We start from the raw sequence: 19,639 nt of genomic DNA, 5'->3' as shown, positions 1-19,639 counted from the left end.
CCCCCTTTTTAGTGCATCGTTTGCACGCTAAGTGTGCGTTTTGTGTACAGCCTGTTTTGCGTGGCGAACGCCCGTCAGTGCAGGATCAAAAATAAACATTATCAAATCAAAGCATTAACAAAAATTTCAAAAACATGACCGAACCAATGCCAGATTGGTTCGGTAATTGCTTTATTCATCGCGGGTGGTGCAAATGCGTTTTTATTTAACCATTTGTAATTTAATAAAAAATAACGCTAAACGCGGATGAACCAATATGGAAAGACCATCACGCTATCTGGCAAATTCCAGTACAGCGCTTGAACAACTTCGTGGGCTTATTCACCAACATGAGTCAACACCAGGGACTCCTCTGCCCACAGAACGCGAACTGGCGGAAAGCCTGGGCGTCGGGCGACGCGAAGTGCGCCGCGCGCTCGATGTGCTGGAAGAAGAGGGGCGTATCTGGCGTAAACAGGGTAAAGGTACCTTTATTGGCCCTGCCGCGCCCGTCGCACCGGCTGCAATCCAGGGGTTGGTGCAACAAACCAATATGCTGGAAGTGATGGAAGCGCGTTTGCACATAGAACCGGGTCTTGCGCGGTTGGCGGCGTTGCGCGCCAGCAACGAGCACCTGGCGCTGATGCAACGCATGCTGGAACGCATCAATAACGTCAGTCCGGAAGATCCGGATCTTAATGAGCTGTGGGACAGCGCTTTTCACCGGGCCATCGCCGAAGCGGCGGGAAACCGCTTGATGCTCGGTCTTTTTGACACCCTTGACGCGGTGCGCCGCGAACCTGGCTGGCACCATCTGCGAGAGTTGGCGCGTACCCCGGCAAAAGTGGATCGCTATAACGATCATCACCACCGGATTATGCACGCCATCCGGGAACGGCAGCCGCATGTTGCAGCGGCTGCGATGCGTGAGCACCTGCTCGATCTGCAACATGCCCTGATGCAGGCCATTCATCTCGGGGACGATACGCCATGACAACTCTCCCGCATAAAGAGGCCGCGCCGGTATTGCGGCTGCATAATCTGAACGTGCAATTCAGCGGCTCGCCTGTCAGCGTGCTGGATGGCATTTCGCTGACCATAAACAGTGGCGAAACGCTGGCCTTGGTGGGGGAATCCGGCTGCGGCAAAAGCATTACCTCACTGGCGCTGATGGGGTTACTGCCCGGCAGCGCACAGATCGTCAGCGGTGAGATGCAATTTCGCCAACATGACCTACGCCACCTCTCTGCCCGCGAGTATGCCAACTTGCGCGGCAATGAGCTGGCAATGATCTTTCAGGAGCCGATGACTTCCCTGAACCCGGCGTTCACCCTTGGCGATCAGCTTAGCGAAGCGGTGATGCGCCATCAGCACCTTTCGCGCCATGCGGCAAGGGACGCGGCGTTACAGATCCTTGAAAAAGTCCAGATCCCGGCGGCAGAAATGCGTCTGAAGGCTTACCCACACCAGCTTTCTGGCGGTATGCGCCAACGCGTGATGATCGCCATGGCGCTGATTAATAAGCCGCGTCTGTTGATTGCCGATGAACCCACCACGGCGCTGGATGTGACTATTCAGGCGCAGATCCTGGCGCTGCTCAACACCCTGAAAGCCGAAACCGGCACGGCGGTATTAATGATCACCCATGATCTGGGTGTCGTGGCGGAAGTCGCCCAGCAGGTGGCGGTAATGTACGCCGGACAGGTGGTGGAGCAGGGCAGCGTGGCGGCGATTTTCGCCGATCCGCAACACCCTTACACCATTGGGTTGATGGGATCGATACCTTCACTCGGTGCGCGCAAAGGCCAACTCTCCACCATTCCCGGCGCGGTGCCGCTGCCGGAGACGATGCCGAAAGGGTGTCGTTTCGCCACGCGTTGCCCGTTTGCACAATCCCGCTGCCATCAGGAAAAACCTGCACTACAGCCGCTGGGGCCGGGCCATCAGGTGGCCTGTTTCCGCGCCCCCCTTGAAGAGCATATTGCGCCGGGAGAAACCGTATGAGCACACCGATCCTTGAAGCGCTCGATCTGAGCAAACGCTTTGCCGGGCCAACACGGCTGTTTGCGCCGAAGCGTTACGTGACCGCAGTCGATCGCATCTCGTTGCGTGTTTACCCCGGTGAAACTCTGGCGATTGTCGGCGAATCCGGCTCCGGAAAATCCACCCTTGGTCGCCTGCTGCTGCGTTTGCTAAGCGCTTCTGAAGGCCGCGTTTATTACCAGGGAGAGGAGATCACTCATGCCAGCGGCTCGCGCCTGAATCAATTGCGTCGTGAACTGCAAATTATCTTTCAGGATCCCTTTGCTTCGCTGAACCCGCGCATGACCGTGGAGCAGATTGTGGGTGAGCCGCTGTGGTTACACCAAAAAATGGGCAAAGCGGATCGCCAGGCACGGGTCGCTGAATTGCTTAGCACCGTGGGGTTGCCGGCGGCCTGGGCGCGGCGCTACCCGCATGAGTTCTCCGGCGGACAGCGCCAGCGTATTGGCATTGCCCGCGCGCTGGCGTCCGGGCCGAAACTGCTGCTCGGTGATGAACCGGTTTCCGCGCTGGATGTCTCCGTACAGGCCCAGGTGGTGAATCTGTTAGAAGATCTCAAGCAGCAGCTTGGGCTGACGTTGATCATTGTGGCGCACGGTCTGGCGGTGATCCGCCATATGAGCGATCGCGTGGCAGTGATGTATCTCGGGCAAATTGTAGAGATGGCGCGTGTTGATGAGATTTTCGATGCGCCATTGCACCCTTACACCCAGGCATTGATTGCCTCCGCACCGCAGACGCAGCCAGGTCTTGCGCGGCAAACGCCACTGTTGCAAGGCGATTTACCCAACCCGGCCAGCCCGCCACAGGGCTGCCGTTTTCATACCCGTTGTCCCTATGTCACCGAAGAGTGTCGTCAACGCGAGCCCATTACTCAGGTGCTCGACGGCGGTCGTCAGGTCTCCTGCCATCGTTGGCAAGAGATCAACCGCGATCGCAGTGTGATTCATATCGCTCCGCCCTCCGCCGCGTTCCTGCGCCGTCGCGCTCTGTTTGAACAGGCGGCCTCTCACACCTCTCCTTAAAGGAATATGTTAATGATTGTGCGAAATTCTCTTTTGACCGTTCTGGGAAGTGCCATGTTACTGGGCGCGGCGTTACCTGCGCAGGCTGAAAATGTGCTGCGCATTGGGCTGGGAGCCGATCCGGATATGCTCGATCCTCATCTGGCGCGCACCTACTATGGCCGCTTTGTGTTTGCTTCGCTGTGCGACCGGCTGGTGGATGTCGATGAAAATCTTCACGTGAAGCCGGGTCTGGCAAAGGACTGGTCGTGGAGTGACGATGGCAAGACCCTGACCATGAATTTGCGCGAAGGCGTCACCTTCCACGATGGTGAAAAGTTTGATGCCGCGGCGGCTAAATTCAGCCTGGATCGCGCGCTGACGCTGCCGGGTTCGCTGCGCAAAAGCGAAATCTCCTCCATTGAATCCGTTGAAGTGAGCGGACCGCTGCAAATCACTCTGCATCTGAAAACGCCGGACTCCGCGTTGTTAATGCAGCTTACCGATCGTGCCGGGGCGATGCTGGCACCGGAAGCGGCGAAAAAGCCGGACTTTGCTGCGCACCCGGTGTGCTCCGGGCCGTACAAGTTTGACAGCCGCGTATCGCAGGATCGCATTGTCCTGTCGCGCTTTGAGAATTACTGGAACAAAAGCGCGTATCACTTCGACAAAGTTATCTACCTGCCGATCCCGGATGCGTCCGTGCGACTGGCAAACCTGCGCGCCGGCGATCTGGATCTGACAGAAGGCATTGCGGCCAGTGATGTAAAAACCGTGCAGAACGACAGCAAGCTTCAACTGGAGAAAGTAACCGGGCTGGGTTACCAGGGCATCACCTTTAACATCAACAATGGCAAGGTTGCGGCTAACGATCCGTTTAAAGATGCCCGCGTGCGTGAAGCCTTCTCGCAGGCCATCGACCGCGAGGCGCTGAATCAGGTGGTGTTTGAAGGTCTGTATGCGCCGGCAAACCAGGCGTTTTCCCCTGTCAGCCCGTACCACGTGAAGCTGCCAGTGCCGCCGCGGGATGTGGAAAAAGCCAAAGCGTTACTGAAAGCGGCGGGGGTTACCACACCGTTGACGGTCTCAATGTTGGTGCCGAACAACCCTATCTCACAGCAGGTCGGTCAGGTATTACAGGCCATGACCGCCGAAGCCGGTTTTAACGTTAACCTGCAAATGACCGAGTTCGCCACCTTGCTGGACAGGCAGCAAACCGGTGATTTCCAGCTCAGTTTCTCCGGCTGGTCGGGACGCCCGGATCCGGATGGCAGTATCTTTGGTTTTATTCACAGCAAAGGCACGCTTAACGATGGCCGCTACAGCAATGCGCAGGTTGATGAGTGGCTGACGCAGGCACGTTTGCATAACGATCCGGCGATTCGCCAGGGGCTGTATGAAAACGTGGTGAAACAACTGCAAACCGACATGCCGATTGCCTATCTCTACTTTGAGCCGCGTCTGTTTGGCCTTAACAAAAGCGTGCAGGGCTTTAAACCTTATCCGGACGGCATTGTGCGTCTGGCGGGGCTGACGCTGGCGAAGTAACAGGTGTTGAGGAGCTACCATGCTGGAACTGATTTGCAAACGCCTGCTGCTCGCCATTCCGACGCTGCTGTTGGTCAGTATGATGGTTTTCGGGTTGCAAAAACTGCTGCCCGGCGATCCACTGACCGCCATGCTTGGCGAGGAGCGCAACCCGGCGGTGATCGCGCAGTTGCGTGCTGAGCTGAACCTGGATGCGCCGATCCCGGTGCAGTATTTCAACTGGCTGACCCGTGCACTACAGGGCGATCTGGGTGTTTCGTTACGTACACAGGAACCGGTGACGCACCTGATCGCCGCCAAGTTGCCGGTGACGCTGGAAATGTCGCTGCTGGCGATGATCATCGCGCTGCTGTTCGGTATCAGCATGGGGATTCTGGCGGCCGTCAACCGTCATAGCTGGGTTGACCACGGTGCGAACTTTGTGGCGATTTCCGGGATTTCGGTGCCGCATTTCTGGTTGGGGATTTTGTTGATCCTGATTTTTTCTGTCAACTTGCAGTGGCTGCCCGCGTCCGGTTTTGTGCCGTTTAGCGAAGATCCGTTACAGAACCTGCGCACGTTGCTGCTGCCTGCGCTGGTGCTGGGCACCGGGCTGGCGGCAACGCTGATGCGGCATACGCGCGCATCCATGATTGCCGTGCTGAAGGCGGATTATATCCGTACGGCGCGCGCCAAAGGGCTGTTGCCCAAAGCGGTGATCATGAAGCACGCGTTTCGTAATGCGCTGGTGCCGGTTATCACCCTGACGACGCTGCTGTTTGGCGAATTGCTGGGCGGCGCGGTGCTTACTGAGCAGGTGTTCACCATTCCCGGCTTTGGCAAGATGATTGTCGATTCGGTGTTTAACCGCGACTACGCGGTGGTACAGGGTGTAGTGCTGGTGGTGGCTATCGGCTTCTTGCTGCTTAACCTGCTGGCCGATGTGTTGTATGTGCTGATTAACCCGAAAATGCGGAGCGAATAATGGCCGAACTGACCACCAATCGTGTCGCGGCTTCGCTGCCGCACGCGGAAAACCGGGTATTGAAGGCATTTCTTGCCAACAGGAGCGCCGTCATTGGTGCGGTGATCGTCGGCGTATTTGTGTTGATCGCGCTGCTGGCTCCGTGGATCGCGCCGTTTGATCCGGTAAAGGCGAATTTCCTGGCCGTGCGTAAACCCCCTTCGGCGCTCTACTGGTTTGGTACGGATGAACTGGGGCGTGACATTTTATCGCGCATGATTTGGGGGGCGCGCACCTCGCTGCTGGCAGGCTGTGTCTCGGTGGTGATCGCCGTGGTGATTGGCGTGCCGTTGGGGCTATTGGCGGGCTACTTCCAGGGTCTCTGGGATGGAGTGATCTCGCGCGTGATTGAGGCATTACTGGCCTGCCCGTTTCTGATTATGGCCATTGCTCTCGGCGCGTTTCTTGGTCCCAGCCTGACGAACGCCATGATTGCGATAGGCTTGTCGGCGATGCCCATTTTTGCCCGCCTGACGCGGGGCCAGGTGATCGCCATTCGCAATGAAGAGTACATCGACGGCGCACGCGCGATTGGGCTGCCGGACCGCTGGATAATCGTGCGTTATGTGTTGCCAAATGTGATGTCGCCGATCCTTGTGCAGGCCACGCTGGCGATTGCGTCGGCGATCATCACTGAAGCCAGTCTCTCTTTCCTTGGCCTTGGGCAACAGCCGCCGGATCCCTCCTGGGGGGCGATGCTCAATACTGCCAAAGGTTTTCTGGAACAAGCGCCGTGGATGTCCATCTTCCCCGGTGTGGCGATTTTTCTGACCGTGCAGGGATTTAATTTACTCGGCGATGGGCTGCGCGACGCGCTCGATCCGCGCCACGACTAAGGAGTATCGATGACCAAAGCGATAGATTTTAATGTCGGTTATGCCTCACAGCGCGCGCCGATGATCGGGCGTAATGCGGTGGCGACCTCCCAGCCGCTGGCGGCGCAAGCGGGAATGCGTATGCTGATGCTCGGTGGTAATGCCGTGGATGCAGCGATCGCCACGGCAATGGCCTTGACGGTAGTGGAACCAACCGGCTGTGGCATTGGCAGCGATGCGTTCGCCATTGTCTGGGATGGGAAGACGTTGCAGGGTTTGAACGCCTCCGGGCGCTCCCCGGCAAGCTGGCATGCGGATATGTTCGCGGGTAAAAAAGCGGTGCCGGAACTGGGTTGGGACGCGGTAACGGTGCCCGGGGCGGTATCCGGTTGGGTGGCGCTGGCAGAACGTTTCGGTTCGCTGCCGTTAACCACGCTGGCGCAGCCTGCGATTGAGTATGCCCGTGACGGTTTTCCGGTGTCACCGCTGATTGGCCATCTGTGGCAGCGCGGTTACCACAAGCTGAAGGATCAGCCCGGTTTCAGCGCCTGTTTTGCGCCGCAAGGGTGTGCGCCTGCTATTGGCGAAATCTTCCGTAACCCGGCACAGGCCCGTTCGCTGGAGCTGATCGCACAGACCAACGGCGAGGCGTTCTATCGCGGGGAACTGGCGCAGAAAATAGCCGCGTTTGCCAGAGCGCATGGCGCGCACCTGAGCGAGGCGGATCTGGCGAACCACAAAGCGGATTGGGTGACGCTGCTGTCACGCGAGTTTGCTGGTGGTTCGGTGCATGAGTTGCCGCCGAACGGGCAGGGGATTGCGACGCTGATTGCGTTGGGCATCCTTGAGCAGTGCGATATTGGCCGCTATCACCCGGACTCGGTACAGTCGCTGCATCTGTCGATTGAAGCGATGAAACTGGCGCTGGCGGATCTCGACCGCTATGTCGCCGATGAAGACCATCTGGAGTTTGCGGCTGAACGGTTGCTCAGTGACGATTACCTGAAGTCGCGTGCGGCATTGATCAATCCGGATAAAGCCTCGGACTTTGTCTACGGTGAACCGACGCAAAGCGGTACCGTTTATCTTTCCACCGCTGATGCCAGCGGCATGATGGTGTCGTTTATTCAGTCTAACTATATGGGGTTTGGCTCTGGTGTGGTGGTGCCGGATACCGGCATCAGCTTGCAAAACCGCGGCTGCGGCTTTGTGCTTGATCCCAACCATCCGAATGCGCTGGCCGGCGGCAAACGACCGTTTCATACCATCATTCCCGGCTTTGCGCTGGGCGCAGATGGCAAGCCATTGATGTCATTTGGCGTTATGGGGGGGCCGATGCAGGCGCAGGGGCATATGCAAATGGCGCTGCGTATTATGCTGCACAGGCAGAACCCGCAGGCAGCCATTGATGCGCCGCGCTGGCGCGTGGTGCAGGGCCGGGACGTCTCCGTTGAGGCAACGTTCGACCGCAATGTGATTGCGGGGTTGCGCGAGCGTGGGCACCAGATTTCGGTGGAAGACCCGCTGGCGGGCTATAACTTTGGCGGTGCGCAAGTGGTTTATCGCATGGCGGAAGGCCACTATGTGGCAGCGACAGAAAGCCGGAAGGATGGTCAGGCACTGGTGAGCTGATGCCCTGATCTTCCCCTCCCCCTGAGGGGAGGGGAATTGGACGGTGCAGGGTTAACCCAGGGTAAACGGGTCTGCATCCTGCCACGCGGGGAATTTCTCGCGATACTCCTGCAACGCGCTTAATGACAGCTCAGCGTCAATGCGCGTGGCCTGATGCGGTTCGGCGGTGGCGATGATTTCGCCCTGCGGGCTGATAACCCGGCTGTCGCCGCGGTAGTGGTGACCATTGCCGTCGGTGCCGACGCGGTTGCAACCCGCTACCCAGGCAAGGTTTTCAATGGCGCGGGCCACCAGCAGAGATTGCCAGTGCAGTGAGCGCGGCGCTGGCCAGTTGGCCACATACAGCAGCAGGTCGTAATCATTGCGGTTGCGCGACCATACCGGGAAACGCAGGTCATAGCAGACCAGGGGCAGAATGCGCCAGCCGCGCCACTCAAACACCACCCGCTCGTTGCCCGCTTCGTAATGATGATGTTCATCGGCCATGCGGAACAGATGGCGTTTATCGTAGACATGCACGTTGCCGCCCGGCTCGACCAGCAAAAAGCGGTTTACCGGCCCGCGATCGGTTTGCAACGCGGCACTCCCGGCGATCAGCGCATTGGTCTGGCGGGCTTTGTCATACATCCACGCCACCACCTCATCCTGTGGTAGAGACTGTTTCGCGGCTTCCATGGCAAAGCCGGTGGTAAACATTTCTGGCAGTACAATCAGGTCACGCCCGGTGACGTCTTCAAGCTGAATGTCGAAATGGCGCAGGTTGGCTGGCCCATCCATCCAGACTAACGGTTGTTGTAACAGCGTAATTTTTAAACCAGGCACAGTATCGACTCCCCGTAAGACAGCATTTTCACACTGTAGCATGAGGCGTAATAAAAAAACCCGCGAAATGCGGGTTCAGGCATGAGAGGAAAAAGGGGGGGCGCTTGCGCCCCCTTTGGTCAGGCGGCTTCTATCTTACGCACCTTTTCCGGCGCGGCGACCACGGGTTGAGTGGCCAGAGCATCTGGCTCGAAATCATCGACGTTAATGCTGCGCAGACGGCTGGCCTCGGCTTTGATAAGCAGCGCGGCTTCTTCCTGATTGATAAGCCCTGCGCTTAGCGCCTGCTGAGCCAGTTCATCCAGACGTGTGAAGGGCAGGTTTTTGCCCAGCTCTTTGCACACGCGCTGATGGATAGGATCCGCCGCCATAACATCCAGCAATGCCTCTTCCAGCAGACCCAGCGGGTTGTGCTCGCTTGCCGCCAGATACTGCCCGCGACCGATGCGTGAGCGGGTGGCGCTTGGGGTTTGCAGGATCTTCGCCACTTTATGGTCCAGCTTATCCGACGGTGCACGATAGTGGCGTCCGGTCGGGAAGATAACCAGGCTCAGCGCGCCGGCGACAAAACGGTTCGGGAAGTTTTCCAGCAGATCGCTGATGGCCTGTTCCGCCTGATACAGCGCGTCCTGAACGCCCCAATGCACCAGCGGCAGATCCGCTTCCTGGCGACCTTCGTCGTCATAGCGTTTCAGTACCGCCGAGGCGAGATAGAGCTGGCTTAAAATATCCCCCAGTCGTGCGGAGATACGTTCGCGACGTTTCAGACTACCGCCCAGCACGGCCATGGACACATCCGACAGCAGTGCGAGGTTGGCGCTCAGGCGATTCAGATGCTGATAATAGCGTTTTGTGACGTCACGGGTTGGCGTGGCGCTGGTTAAGCCGCGCGTCAGGCCAAGCCAGAAACTGCGCATTTTGTTGCTGCCAACATGACCAATATGTTTGAACAGCAGTCTGTCGAAGGCGTCCACATCGTTGTTCTGCGCGGCGGCCATCTCTTCCAGTACATACGGATGGCAACGGATCGCACCCTGGCCAAAGATCATCATGGTACGGGTCAGAATGTTGGCCCCTTCCACGGTGATGGCGATCGGTGCGCCCTGGTAAGCACGGGCGAGGAAGTTGCTCTCGCCGAGCATAATGCCTTTACCGCCTGCGATATCCATCGCATCGATGATTGACTGCTGACCACGATGGGTACAGTGATATTTAACAATCGCCGACAGCACGGCAGGTTTTTCACCGAGCATAATGCCGTACGTGATCAATGAGGCTGCGGCGTCCATTGCATAGGCGTTACCCGCAATGCGTGCCAGCGGCTCTTCAATCCCTTCCATTTTACCAATCGACACTTTGAACTGACGGCGGATGTGGGCATAAGCGCCAATTCCCAGCGCGATGGATTTCACACTGCCGGTAGAGTTGGACGGCAGGGTGATACCGCGTCCTACAGACAGACATTCCACCAGCATGCGCCAGCCCTGACCGGCCATTTTCGGCCCACCAATGATGTAATCAATTGGCACAAAGATATCGTTGCCGCGAGTCGGACCGTTCTGGAACGGGACGTTAAGCGGGAAATGACGACGACCGATTTCTACCCCAGGCGTTGAGGTAGGGATCAGCGCACAGGTGATTCCGAGCTCTTGTTCGCCGCCCAGCAGTTTATCCGGGTCGGAGAGTTTAAACGCCAGACCGAGTACGGTGGCAATCGGTGCGAGCGTGATATAGCGTTTGTTCCAGGTCAGGCGCATGCCAAGCACCTGCTGGCCCTGCCAGTCACCCATACACACCACCCCGGTATCCGGAATGGCGCCCGCATCGGAACCCGCTTCCGGGCTGGTCAGCGCAAAGCAGGGGATCTCCTGTCCACGCGCCAGACGCGGCAGATAGTGATCTTTCTGCGCTTCGGTGCCGTAATGTTGCAGCAATTCACCCGGACCGAGGGAGTTCGGTACGCCCACGGTGATGGCGAGAATACCGGAAACGCCCGCCAGTTTTTGCAGCACGCGGGCCTGAGCGTAAGCGGAGAATTCCAGACCGCCGTACTCTTTTTTAATGATCATCGCGAAGAAGCGGTGCTCTTTTAAGAATGCCCACAGCTCCGGCGGAAGATCGGCCATTTCGTGGGTGATCTGGAAATCGTTCGCCATACGGCAGGCTTCTTCCACCGGGCCGTCGATAAACGCCTGTTCTTCGGCGGTCAGGCGGGGCTGCGGATAGTTGTGCAGTTTTTTCCAGTCCGGGTTACCACGGAACAGGTCGCCTTCCCACCAGGTGGTCCCGGCGTCGATGGCTTCTTTTTCCGTGCGGGACATCGGCGGCATCACTTTACGAAAACCGCGGAATACGGGGGCGGAAATCAGCGCTTTCCGCATTGGCGGCAGGTTAAACGGCACCAGGATGATCGCCAGCGGCAGCAACACCCAGATAGACCACAGGCCGGATATCCCCAGCGCGGCGGTCCACGCCAGTAAAATCAGGCTGCTCAGCAGCAGGTTCACCCGGTGGTAAAACAGCACCCCGAGCAGTACAACCGTAGCGATAAGGCTCAACGTCATCATAAAGAAAAGCTCCCTGTCTTGTAGGAGGTCTGACCACTTGTGATGATATGGTTGTAGTGGATGCGAAATCTTTTATCAATGCGTTTACAAAATAATTACAACCTGGTTCACATTGTTGAGGGCATTTCGCGCACGGAAAACGAAAACCCCCGGTTGCAGGTAAGGCTTTAGCTTCTCGCCCGGCATGCTATCCGGTAAACTCCCCGGTGTTATTTACATTTATGCTGAAGGATATCCTCATGTACCAGGATCTGATTCGTAACGAACTGAATGAAGCGGCGGAAACGCTGGCGAACTTTCTGAAAGATGATGCCAATATTCACGCTATTCAGCGCGCGGCGGTCTTGCTGGCGGACAGCTTTAAAGCCGGCGGCAAGGTGTTGTCCTGTGGTAACGGCGGCTCGCATTGCGACGCCATGCACTTTGCGGAAGAACTGACCGGGCGCTATCGCGAAAACCGTCCGGGCTACCCGGCGATTGCGATTTCCGACGTCAGCCATCTCTCCTGCGTCAGCAATGACTTCGGTTACGATTATGTTTTCTCCCGCTATGTCGAAGCCGTAGGCCGTGAAGGTGACGTGCTGCTGGGGATTTCCACTTCCGGCAACTCCGGTAACGTCATCAAAGCCATTGCCGCTGCGCGTGAAAAAGGCATGAAAGTGATCACCCTGACCGGTAAAGACGGCGGCAAAATGGCCGGTAGCGCGGATATCGAAATTCGCGTGCCGCATTTCGGTTATGCCGACCGTATTCAGGAGATTCATATCAAGGTGATTCATATCCTGATTCAGTTGATCGAAAAAGAGATGGTTAAAGCTTAATTAATAAGGCTATTTTATTTGCCATTTTGACACCGGGCAGTGCCCGAAATCCTCACGTACTGCATGTACGCTCCGGTTTCTGTGCGCTGTCCGTGCCCAAACTGACTGCAACAATTACGCCTTCTCTGGTAAGGGCGCTGTGTGGGGGTGTGTATGTGCGAACTGCTCGGGATGAGCGCCAATGTGCCAACCGATATTTGCTTTAGTTTTACCGGGCTTGTTCAGCGTGGCGGCGGCACCGGGCCGCACAAAGATGGCTGGGGCATTACCTTCTATGAAGGCAAAGGCTGTCGCACGTTTAAAGATCCGCAACCCAGCTTTAATTCCCCCATCGCTAAACTGGTGCAGGACTACCCCATTAAGTCCTGCTCAGTGATAGCCCATATTCGGCAGGCCAACCGTGGCGAAGTGGCGCTGGAAAATACCCATCCGTTTACCCGCGAACTGTGGGGCCGTAACTGGACCTATGCCCATAACGGGCAGCTTACCGGGTATAAGTCTCTGGAAACCGGTAATTTTCGTCCGGTGGGAGAGACAGACAGCGAAAAAGCTTTCTGCTGGTTGTTGCATAAGTTAACGGAGCGTTACCCGCGTACGCCGGGCAATATGGCTGCGGTCTTTAAGTTCATTGCGGCACTGGCGACGGAACTGCGGCAGAAGGGTGTTTTCAATATGCTGCTGTCGGACGGACGCTATGTGATGGCGTTTTGTTCCACCAATTTGTTTTGGATCACGCGTCGCGCGCCGTTTGGTGTGGCGAAACTGTTGGATCAGGATGTGGAAATCGATTTTCAGCGGGAAACCACACCCAACGATGTGGTTACCGTGATTGCCACACAACCGCTAACCGGCAATGAAACCTGGCACAAGATTATGCCAGGTGAGTGGGCGTTATTTTGCCTGGGGGAGCGTGTAGTTTGACGCCAGCTGCGGCTGCGTCGACGTGTTGAGCGGTTTGTTTACAACGTAGCGGCCATCCACGACCGAGACTACCGGCGGCTGGTGGGTGGCGGCGAAATAGTCGTAGCCGGGCTTCAACTGCTTCCAGAAATCCGCATAGGTTGAATATTTATGACGCTGCATGTTGGCATCAGTCATGCGGAACGGATAAATGCTCAACTGCACATTCGGTTGCCCGAATACCAGCGCGGCGGTGACAAACTGGAAGATCTCGTCGATGCTTGAGTCCGTCATGGCATAGCAGCCAATCGAAACGCAGGCACCGTGAATCATCAGGTATTTGCCTTCATAGCCATGAGCGCGGTCATAATTGTTCGGAAAACCAATATTGATGGCTTTATAAAAACGGCTGTCCGGCTTGAGCTGGCTGCGCTGCACGGAGTAGAACCCCTCCGGGCTTTTAAAATCGCCCTGGCGCTGTTTGGGACCTAACCCGCCGGAGTAGTTACAAATTTTATAGCTGTCCAGCAACTGGTACTGCTCGCCCATTTTGACGTAAAGATCAAGGGTGCGCTCTTCTTTGAAGATTTGGATATAAACCGGCGACCCCATCAACTGCTGCTTATATTCTTTGCTGACCGGCGTGATTGAACCATTGCTGCTCACCAGGCCAGCAAACGAGACGCACGGAATCAGAAGCATCGCAATAAATAATGCGATTTTGCGCATACTACTTGTTTCCTTGATAAAGCTAATACCACATTGCCAGGACGGCAAAAGACGCCCAAAATTCAGACTATTCTGTTTTGGAGCGCCCACATTAGCATTACGGCATTTTTTCGCAAGCCCCAATACACGTCATCCTTCACGCTACCTCTTTGTTGGCCGCGCCTTCGCACCCCGGTCACTGACTTGTGTCAGCTCCCGGGGATACTCAGTCTTGCCGCCGCGATGTAGCGCGAATGATTTTGTGTATTACACGTCACTCTTCCGCTACCTCTTTGTTGGCCTTTCGCCAAGCTGTCGCGCAACGGATTGTGTATTCGTTTGCCGTTTGCTTGCCGGTTATTCTGGCCGTATAAGCGTTGAATTAACAGCGAGATCGTGATTTTCCTCCCCGTTTTTCGCCCTGGCTTCTCATTTCATTTGAATGTGCTGTATACTTATCCAGTGTTCTGTGAGGGCGTACGCATGCGCAAAATCATTCATGTCGATATGGACTGCTTTTTCGCGGCGGTAGAAATGCGCGATAACCCGGCCCTGCGCGATATTCCCATCGCCATTGGCGGCAGCCGTGTTAAACGTGGCGTTATCAGCACCGCCAATTATCCGGCGCGCAAATTCGGCGTACGTAGCGCCATGCCAACGGCGATGGCATTAAAACTCTGTCCGCACCTCACCTTGTTACCGGGTCGTTTCGATGCCTATAAAGAAGCCTCCAACCAAATCCGTGAGATTTTTTCCCGTTACACTGCGCTTATCGAACCACTTTCGCTGGATGAAGCCTATCTCGATGTGACCGACAGCCCGCACTGCCACGGCTCGGCAACGCTGATGGCGCAGGAGATCCGCCAGGCTATTTTTAACGAGACGCAGCTCACCGCCTCCGCGGGCGTCGCGCCGGTAAAATTTCTTGCCAAGATCGCCTCCGATCTCAATAAACCCAACGGGCAATATGTGATCACGCCAGCGGAGGTGCCCGCGTTTTTGCGTACGCTGTCGCTCAGCAAAATCCCGGGTGTCGGAAAAGTGTCGGCGGCAAAGCTGGAAAGCATGGGGCTGCGCACCTGTGAGGATGTGCAAAACAGCGATCTGGCCATGTTGCTCAAACGCTTTGGCAAGTTTGGCCGCATATTATGGGAACGCAGCCAGGGGATTGATGAGCGGGAAATAAACAGTGAGCGCCTGCGTAAATCGGTCGGCGTGGAACGTACGCTGGCGGAGGATATTCACCACTGGGAAGAGTGCGAGGCGATTATTGAGCATTTATATCCCGAGCTGGAAAGACGGCTGGCGAAAGTCAAACCGGATCTGTTAATTGCCCGCCAGGGGGTAAAACTGAAATTTAATGATTTTCAGCTCACGACTCAGGAGCATGTCTGGCCGCGTTTAAATAAAGAGGATCTGCTGGCAACGGCGCGTAAAACCTGGGATGAGCGCCGCAGCGGGCGTGGTGTCCGGCTGGTGGGGCTGCATGTCACTCTGCTCGATCCCCAACTTGAGCGGCAACTGGTGTTAGGTTTATAAAAACTACCATAAATAACGGTAGCAATTTAATATTGGCTTCTCTATCATCCCCGGCGTTTATTCATTCCACGTTACTGCAAAGGAGGTTCACCATGACACACCATGCCCTGATTTCTCTTTGCAGACCTTTCCAGGATTAATTCTCCGTCATATTGCCCCTGGTTACGTCTGCCAATTCCTTTTATTTTTCTGCATATGGATTGGTATATGGGCAATTCTATTTGTCATATCTCAGAAGCAATTTCGTATATTGCTTCAGAAAATCTTTGGATCGAAGGTTCAGCGATTCAACAATTACAAACCACGGCTGCATTGCCGGGTATGATCCGTGTGGTGGGGATGCCGGATCTGCACCCTGGGCGCGGCTACCCCATTGGCGCGGCGTTTTTTTCCACTGGGCGTTTTTACCCGGCGCTGGTGGGTAATGATATTGGCTGCGGCATGGCGCTGTGGCAAACGGACTTACCGCTGCGTAAATACAACGCCGATAAGCTGGAAAAACGGCTTGGCACATTGGGCGATACCGCCATGCCTGAGTGGCTGGATGACGTTGTCCCGCAGGTATTTCAGACGCATCCGTACCGCGCTGCGTTGGGCTCAATTGGCGGCGGCAACCACTTTGCCGAATTGCAGCAGATAGACAGCGTGACGGATGCCGTGACGTTCGCACAATATGGGCTCAACGATCGGCAGTTGCTGCTGCTGGCACACAGTGGCTCACGGGGGTTGGGGCAGGCGATCCTGCGTCGTCACATCGCGATGTTCTCCCATGATGGGCTGGTAGAGGGCAGCGATGCCGCCCGCGACTATCTGACGGAGCATGATGATGCGCTGAACTTTGCTCGCGTGAATCGCGATCTGATTGCCCGGCGTATTCTCGGGCAGATCAACGCGGATGGTGCGCCGGTGCTGGATGTAGCGCATAACTTTGTACAAGCATGCACCGTGGGCGACATGTCGGGCTGGTTGCACCGCAAGGGCGCTACGCCGGACGGTCAGGGGCTGGTGGTGATCCCCGGTTCGCGTGGTGATTACAGCTGGCTGGTTAAGCCGGTGGTAAGCGAAACGAGCTTGTTCTCGCTTGCGCATGGCGCGGGACGTAAATGGATGCGTACCGAGTGCAAGGGGCGGTTGTCGGGGAAATTCACTCCGGCGCAGCTCTCGCGTACGGCGCTTGGCAGCCGGGTGATCTGTCGCGATCGTCAGCTGATTTATGAGGAAGCGCCACAGGCGTATAAATCGGTCGATAGCGTGATGGATTGCCTGGCGGACGCCGGGTTGATCGCGCCGGTGGCTCGTTTGCGTCCGGTATTGACGCTGAAGGTTAGCGGGGAGGTGGGCGAATGATGCTATTGCAACTCTCTTCCGCACAGGGGCCAGATGAGTGTTGCCTGGCCGTGGGGAAAGCATTATCCCGTTTAATGGAAGAGGCCCAGGCGCATCATGTGGCGCTGGCCGTGGTTGAAAGGGAAGCCGGACGCCATGACGGCGCTTACCGTTCAGTGCTGGTTTCACTGGATGGCGCAGACGAAAAGGCGCTCAGCGCGCGCTGGTGCGGCACGGTGCAGTGGATTTGCCCGAGTCCGTATCGCCCACATCATGCGCGGAAAAACTGGTTTATTGGTGTAGCGGCGTTTACGCCGGAGAGTCAGACGCTGAGCCGTGAAATTCGCTTTGAATCGCTGCGCTCATCCGGTCCTGGCGGGCAGCACGTCAATAAAACGGATTCCGCCGTGCGCGCGACACATATCGCGACAGGCATTAGCGTGAAGGTGCAGTCGGAACGCAGTCAGCATGCCAACAAACGGCTGGCGACGTTACTGATTGCTCACCGTCTGGAGCAGATACAGGATGACCAACGCGCAGCGCTGAAGTCGGAACGGCGTTTGTTCCATCATCATATTGCGCGGGGAAACCCAACGCGGACCTTTAAAGGCATGGCGTTTAGCGCACAGTAAACGCAGAAAGAAAATGTCCGCGCCGGGCGGCGCGGACAGCAGGCTTATTTCGCCGGAATGGCTTTCAGCAGTTCGGTCAGCAGGGTCCAGTAGTGGCCCACGCTTTCGATATGCACTTGCTCATCCGGAGAGTGCGGGCCGGTAATGGTTGGCCCAATCGACACCATATCCATATTCGGGTACGGTTTTTTGAACAGACCGCACTCCAGACCGGCGTGGATCACCTGAATGTTCGGGGTTTTGTTGAACAGACGTTGATAGGTTTCACGCACCAGCGCCATCACCGGTGAATGCGCGTCCGGCTGCCAGCCTGGGTAACCGCCTTTCGGGTGGGTTGTTGCGCCCGCCAGCGCGCCCAGTGATTCCAGCATGCTCACCACGTAATCTTTACCGGTATCCACCAGTGAACGAATCAGGCAGACAATCTCAGCATTGTTATCCTGCAGCGTGACCACGCCTACGTTGAGGGAGGTTTCCACCACACCTTTGGCGACATCCGAGTTGCGGATCACGCCATTCGGCATGGCGTTCAGCAGACGGATAAATGTATCGCGCGACGCGGTGGTCAGCGCGGCTTTATCGCTGTTTGCGCTCGCCAGCAGAACGGTCAGGTTTTTCTCTTTCATTTCCAGTTCGTTCTGCAGGATCGCCAGGTAGGCGTTGGCCAGCGTTTTCAGTTGCTCAGCTTTATCTGCCGGTACGGCCACGGTAGCGATAGCTTCACGCGGAATGGCATTACGCAGGGTGCCGCCAGTGAAATCCAGTAGACGCAGATCCAGCTCTTGCGCATGACCGGCAAGGAAGCGCACTAGCAGTTTGTTGGCGTTGCCAAGTCCGACATGAATTTCCGCGCCGGAGTGGCCACCTTTCAGGCCTTTCAGCGTCAGTGTAAACGTTGCGAAACCCGCTGGAACGGGTTCACGGGTCAGCGGCAGGTCGGTGATAAAGTCGATGCCGCCCGCGCAACCCATGTAGATTTCACCCTCTTCTTCAGAGTCGGTGTTAATCAGAATATCGGCCTGCAACCAGTTGGGCTGTAAACCGAACGCGCCATCCATGCCCGCCTCTTCGGTCATGGTCAGCAGCACTTCCAGCGGACCGTGTTTTACACTGTCATCCGCCAGCACCGCCAGCGCGGAAGCCATACCGATGCCGTTATCCGCACCGAGCGTGGTGCCGCGTGCTTTCACCCATTCGCCATCGACATACGGGCGAATCGGATCGGTGGTGAAGTCGTGCACCGTGTCGTTGTTTTTCTGCGGCACCATGTCCAGGTGCGCCTGCAATACCACCGGTTTACGGTTTTCCATTCCGGCCGTGGCGGGTTTACGGATCAGGATGTTGCCAACCTGGTCGCGCTCCGCGTGCAATCCTTTTTCCTTTGCCCAGCCCATGATGTGTTCGGCCAGCTGTTCTTCGTGGTAGGACGGGTGAGGAATGGCGCAAATGTTGGCAAAAATATCCCACAGCGGCTGTGGAGATAGTTGAGACAGTTCAGACACAATGAGTCTCCTTACAAAGGACCTGCTAAACATTGCCTTACAGGTCACAGGGTTAAATAAACGACGTCGCAAGAGACCTTGCGAGATGGCGTTGAGAATAACACTTATTGTCTGTTTGCGAGCACAGGAAGATGTAAAAAGCACCTGCATTGCCGGGTAACACTGGTTTTTACCGCTTCAGATCTCTATAATCTCGCGCAACCTATTTCCCCCTAGAATACTTTTTAAGCCGTAAAACACAGGCTGGGACACTTCACATGAGCGAAAAATACGTCGTCACCTGGGACATGTTGCAGATTCACGCACGCAAACTGGCCGCCCGATTGATGCCTTCTGAACAATGGAAAGGCATTATCGCCGTTAGCCGCGGCGGTCTGGTGCCGGGTGCATTGCTGGCGCGTGAACTGGGTATTCGTCATGTTGATACCGTATGCATCTCCAGCTATGACCACGATAATCAGCGTGAGCTGAAAGTGTTGAAACGCGCGGAAGGCGACGGTGAAGGTTTTATCGTCATTGACGATCTTGTGGACACGGGCGGCACGGCGGTGGCTATCCGTGAAATGTATCCTAAAGCGCATTTTGTGACCATTTTTGCAAAACCGGCTGGTCGTCCGCTGGTGGATGATTATGTCATTGATATCCCTCAGGATACATGGATCGAGCAACCGTGGGATATGGGTGTGGTCTTTGTTCCGCCTATCAGCGGCCGCTAATTCCCTGCGCACGTTATGCTAACGCCCGGTTTGACCGGGCGTTGTTCTTTTCAGGGCGCGACAGGTTACAATAACCTCCAGT

The 19,639-nt window shown here is 56.4% G+C and carries 17 protein-coding genes; 13 read left to right on the top strand and 4 right to left on the bottom strand.

Annotated elements, in window-relative coordinates; all coding sequences use genetic code 11:
* Nucleotides 1–256: 256 nt before the first annotated feature.
* The 7 genes from GA0061071_RS07845 to GA0061071_RS07815 are packed head-to-tail and all read left to right on the top strand — an operon-like array spanning nucleotide 257 to nucleotide 8,024.
* Complete coding sequence (locus GA0061071_RS07845) at nucleotides 257–973, top strand: FadR/GntR family transcriptional regulator (RefSeq protein WP_088236811.1); 717 nt, start codon at nucleotides 257–259, stop codon at nucleotides 971–973.
* The gene (locus tag GA0061071_RS07840; protein ID WP_088236810.1) at nucleotides 970–1,983 is read left to right on the top strand and encodes an ABC transporter ATP-binding protein; all 1,014 of its coding nucleotides are present in this window, start codon (nucleotides 970–972) and stop codon (nucleotides 1,981–1,983) included. Before GA0061071_RS07845 ends, GA0061071_RS07840 begins: the two co-directional genes overlap by 4 nt.
* The gene (locus GA0061071_RS07835) at nucleotides 1,980–3,047 is read left to right on the top strand and encodes an ABC transporter ATP-binding protein (RefSeq protein ID WP_088236809.1); all 1,068 of its coding nucleotides are present in this window, start codon (nucleotides 1,980–1,982) and stop codon (nucleotides 3,045–3,047) included. Before GA0061071_RS07840 ends, GA0061071_RS07835 begins: the two co-directional genes overlap by 4 nt.
* A gap of 12 nt (nucleotides 3,048–3,059) precedes the next feature.
* The gene (locus GA0061071_RS07830; RefSeq protein WP_170933816.1) at nucleotides 3,060–4,574 is read left to right on the top strand and encodes an ABC transporter substrate-binding protein; all 1,515 of its coding nucleotides are present in this window, start codon (nucleotides 3,060–3,062) and stop codon (nucleotides 4,572–4,574) included.
* A 19-nt stretch (nucleotides 4,575–4,593) separates the two neighbouring features.
* Nucleotides 4,594–5,538, top strand: a complete 945-nt coding sequence (locus GA0061071_RS07825) for an ABC transporter permease (protein ID WP_088236808.1) — start codon at nucleotides 4,594–4,596, stop codon at nucleotides 5,536–5,538.
* Nucleotides 5,538–6,413 (top strand): ABC transporter permease, encoded by an 876-nt coding sequence (locus GA0061071_RS07820; RefSeq protein ID WP_061497405.1) that lies wholly within the window; start codon nucleotides 5,538–5,540, stop codon nucleotides 6,411–6,413. The genes GA0061071_RS07825 and GA0061071_RS07820 overlap by 1 nt, the downstream gene beginning before the upstream one ends.
* Before the next feature lie 9 nt (nucleotides 6,414–6,422).
* Nucleotides 6,423–8,024 carry a gamma-glutamyltransferase family protein gene (locus GA0061071_RS07815; protein WP_088236807.1) on the top strand — a complete coding sequence of 534 codons (1,602 nt, stop codon included), beginning with the start codon at nucleotides 6,423–6,425 and terminating at the stop codon, nucleotides 8,022–8,024.
* Between the two features lie 51 nt (nucleotides 8,025–8,075).
* Here GA0061071_RS07815 and GA0061071_RS07810 read toward each other — a convergent pair whose 3' ends face one another.
* Nucleotides 8,076–8,846 carry an amidohydrolase gene (locus tag GA0061071_RS07810; protein WP_061497401.1) on the bottom strand — a complete coding sequence of 257 codons (771 nt, stop codon included), beginning with the start codon at nucleotides 8,844–8,846 and terminating at the stop codon, nucleotides 8,076–8,078.
* A gap of 119 nt (nucleotides 8,847–8,965) precedes the next feature.
* The gene (gene fadE, locus GA0061071_RS07805; RefSeq protein WP_061497399.1) at nucleotides 8,966–11,413 is read right to left on the bottom strand and encodes an acyl-CoA dehydrogenase FadE; all 2,448 of its coding nucleotides are present in this window, start codon (nucleotides 11,411–11,413) and stop codon (nucleotides 8,966–8,968) included.
* Nucleotides 11,414–11,652: 239 nt separating this feature from the next.
* Here fadE and lpcA point away from each other — a divergent pair, with 239 nt between their 5' ends.
* Together lpcA and GA0061071_RS07790 are read left to right on the top strand one after the other, a co-directional pair.
* Complete coding sequence (lpcA, locus tag GA0061071_RS07800; RefSeq protein WP_061497397.1) at nucleotides 11,653–12,234, top strand: D-sedoheptulose 7-phosphate isomerase; 582 nt, start codon at nucleotides 11,653–11,655, stop codon at nucleotides 12,232–12,234.
* 153 nt (nucleotides 12,235–12,387) lie between these two features.
* Nucleotides 12,388–13,155 (top strand): class II glutamine amidotransferase, encoded by a 768-nt coding sequence (locus GA0061071_RS07790; RefSeq protein ID WP_061497395.1) that lies wholly within the window; start codon nucleotides 12,388–12,390, stop codon nucleotides 13,153–13,155.
* Here GA0061071_RS07790 and dpaA read toward each other — a convergent pair.
* A complete protein-coding gene (gene dpaA, locus GA0061071_RS07785) occupies nucleotides 13,126–13,863 on the bottom strand; it encodes a peptidoglycan meso-diaminopimelic acid protein amidase (RefSeq protein WP_061497393.1) in 738 nt (245 codons plus the stop codon). The genes GA0061071_RS07790 and dpaA overlap by 30 nt on opposite strands.
* A gap of 462 nt (nucleotides 13,864–14,325) precedes the next feature.
* On the opposite strand from dpaA, the gene dinB reads away from it, so the two are divergent.
* The 3 genes from dinB to prfH all read left to right on the top strand — a co-directional run bounded on the left by dinB (nucleotide 14,326) and on the right by prfH (nucleotide 17,339).
* Nucleotides 14,326–15,381, top strand: coding sequence for a DNA polymerase IV (gene dinB / locus GA0061071_RS07775; protein WP_061497391.1), 1,056 nt, complete (start codon nucleotides 14,326–14,328; stop codon nucleotides 15,379–15,381).
* Between the two features lie 207 nt (nucleotides 15,382–15,588).
* Nucleotides 15,589–16,728, top strand: coding sequence for an RNA ligase RtcB family protein (locus GA0061071_RS07770; RefSeq protein WP_088236806.1), 1,140 nt, complete (start codon nucleotides 15,589–15,591; stop codon nucleotides 16,726–16,728).
* Nucleotides 16,725–17,339, top strand: a complete 615-nt coding sequence (gene prfH, locus GA0061071_RS07765; RefSeq protein ID WP_088236805.1) for a peptide chain release factor H — start codon at nucleotides 16,725–16,727, stop codon at nucleotides 17,337–17,339. Before GA0061071_RS07770 ends, prfH begins: the two co-directional genes overlap by 4 nt.
* 44 nt (nucleotides 17,340–17,383) lie before the next feature.
* Here prfH and pepD read toward each other — a convergent pair whose 3' ends face one another.
* Entirely contained in the window at nucleotides 17,384–18,841 is a 1,458-nt protein-coding gene (gene pepD, locus GA0061071_RS07760) for a cytosol nonspecific dipeptidase (RefSeq protein WP_088236804.1), read from the bottom strand.
* 257 nt (nucleotides 18,842–19,098) lie between these two features.
* Between pepD and gpt the strand changes: the two genes are divergently transcribed.
* Complete coding sequence (gene gpt / locus GA0061071_RS07755; protein WP_003863205.1) at nucleotides 19,099–19,557, top strand: xanthine phosphoribosyltransferase; 459 nt, start codon at nucleotides 19,099–19,101, stop codon at nucleotides 19,555–19,557.
* The last annotated feature ends 82 nt before the right edge of the window (nucleotides 19,558–19,639 follow it).

The organism is Kosakonia oryzendophytica, assembly GCF_900094925.1.
GTDB lineage: Bacteria > Pseudomonadota > Gammaproteobacteria > Enterobacterales > Enterobacteriaceae > Kosakonia > Kosakonia oryzendophytica.
Note: the sequence above shows the minus strand (reverse complement) of the source record. Positions and strands in the feature narration are given on the sequence as shown.

Excerpts from the sequence above, each read along its gene's own strand:
- GA0061071_RS07825 (WP_088236808.1), top strand. The coding sequence starts at position 4,594 with ATGCTGGAACTGATTTGCAAACGCCTGCTGCTCGCCATTCCGACGCTG.
- lpcA (WP_061497397.1), top strand. The coding sequence starts at position 11,653 with ATGTACCAGGATCTGATTCGTAACGAACTGAATGAAGCGGCGGAAACG.
- GA0061071_RS07790 (WP_061497395.1), top strand. The coding sequence starts at position 12,388 with ATGTGCGAACTGCTCGGGATGAGCGCCAATGTGCCAACCGATATTTGC.
- GA0061071_RS07845 (WP_088236811.1), top strand. The coding sequence starts at position 257 with ATGGAAAGACCATCACGCTATCTGGCAAATTCCAGTACAGCGCTTGAA.
- GA0061071_RS07830 (WP_170933816.1), top strand. The coding sequence starts at position 3,060 with ATGATTGTGCGAAATTCTCTTTTGACCGTTCTGGGAAGTGCCATGTTA.
- GA0061071_RS07815 (WP_088236807.1), top strand. The coding sequence starts at position 6,423 with ATGACCAAAGCGATAGATTTTAATGTCGGTTATGCCTCACAGCGCGCG.
- GA0061071_RS07835 (WP_088236809.1), top strand. The coding sequence starts at position 1,980 with ATGAGCACACCGATCCTTGAAGCGCTCGATCTGAGCAAACGCTTTGCC.
- GA0061071_RS07840 (WP_088236810.1), top strand. The coding sequence starts at position 970 with ATGACAACTCTCCCGCATAAAGAGGCCGCGCCGGTATTGCGGCTGCAT.
- prfH (WP_088236805.1), top strand. The coding sequence starts at position 16,725 with ATGATGCTATTGCAACTCTCTTCCGCACAGGGGCCAGATGAGTGTTGC.
- GA0061071_RS07820 (WP_061497405.1), top strand. The coding sequence starts at position 5,538 with ATGGCCGAACTGACCACCAATCGTGTCGCGGCTTCGCTGCCGCACGCG.
- fadE (WP_061497399.1), bottom strand. The coding sequence starts at position 11,413 with ATGATGACGTTGAGCCTTATCGCTACGGTTGTACTGCTCGGGGTGCTG.
- gpt (WP_003863205.1), top strand. The coding sequence starts at position 19,099 with ATGAGCGAAAAATACGTCGTCACCTGGGACATGTTGCAGATTCACGCA.
- GA0061071_RS07770 (WP_088236806.1), top strand. The coding sequence starts at position 15,589 with ATGGGCAATTCTATTTGTCATATCTCAGAAGCAATTTCGTATATTGCT.
- dinB (WP_061497391.1), top strand. The coding sequence starts at position 14,326 with ATGCGCAAAATCATTCATGTCGATATGGACTGCTTTTTCGCGGCGGTA.
- dpaA (WP_061497393.1), bottom strand. The coding sequence starts at position 13,863 with ATGCGCAAAATCGCATTATTTATTGCGATGCTTCTGATTCCGTGCGTC.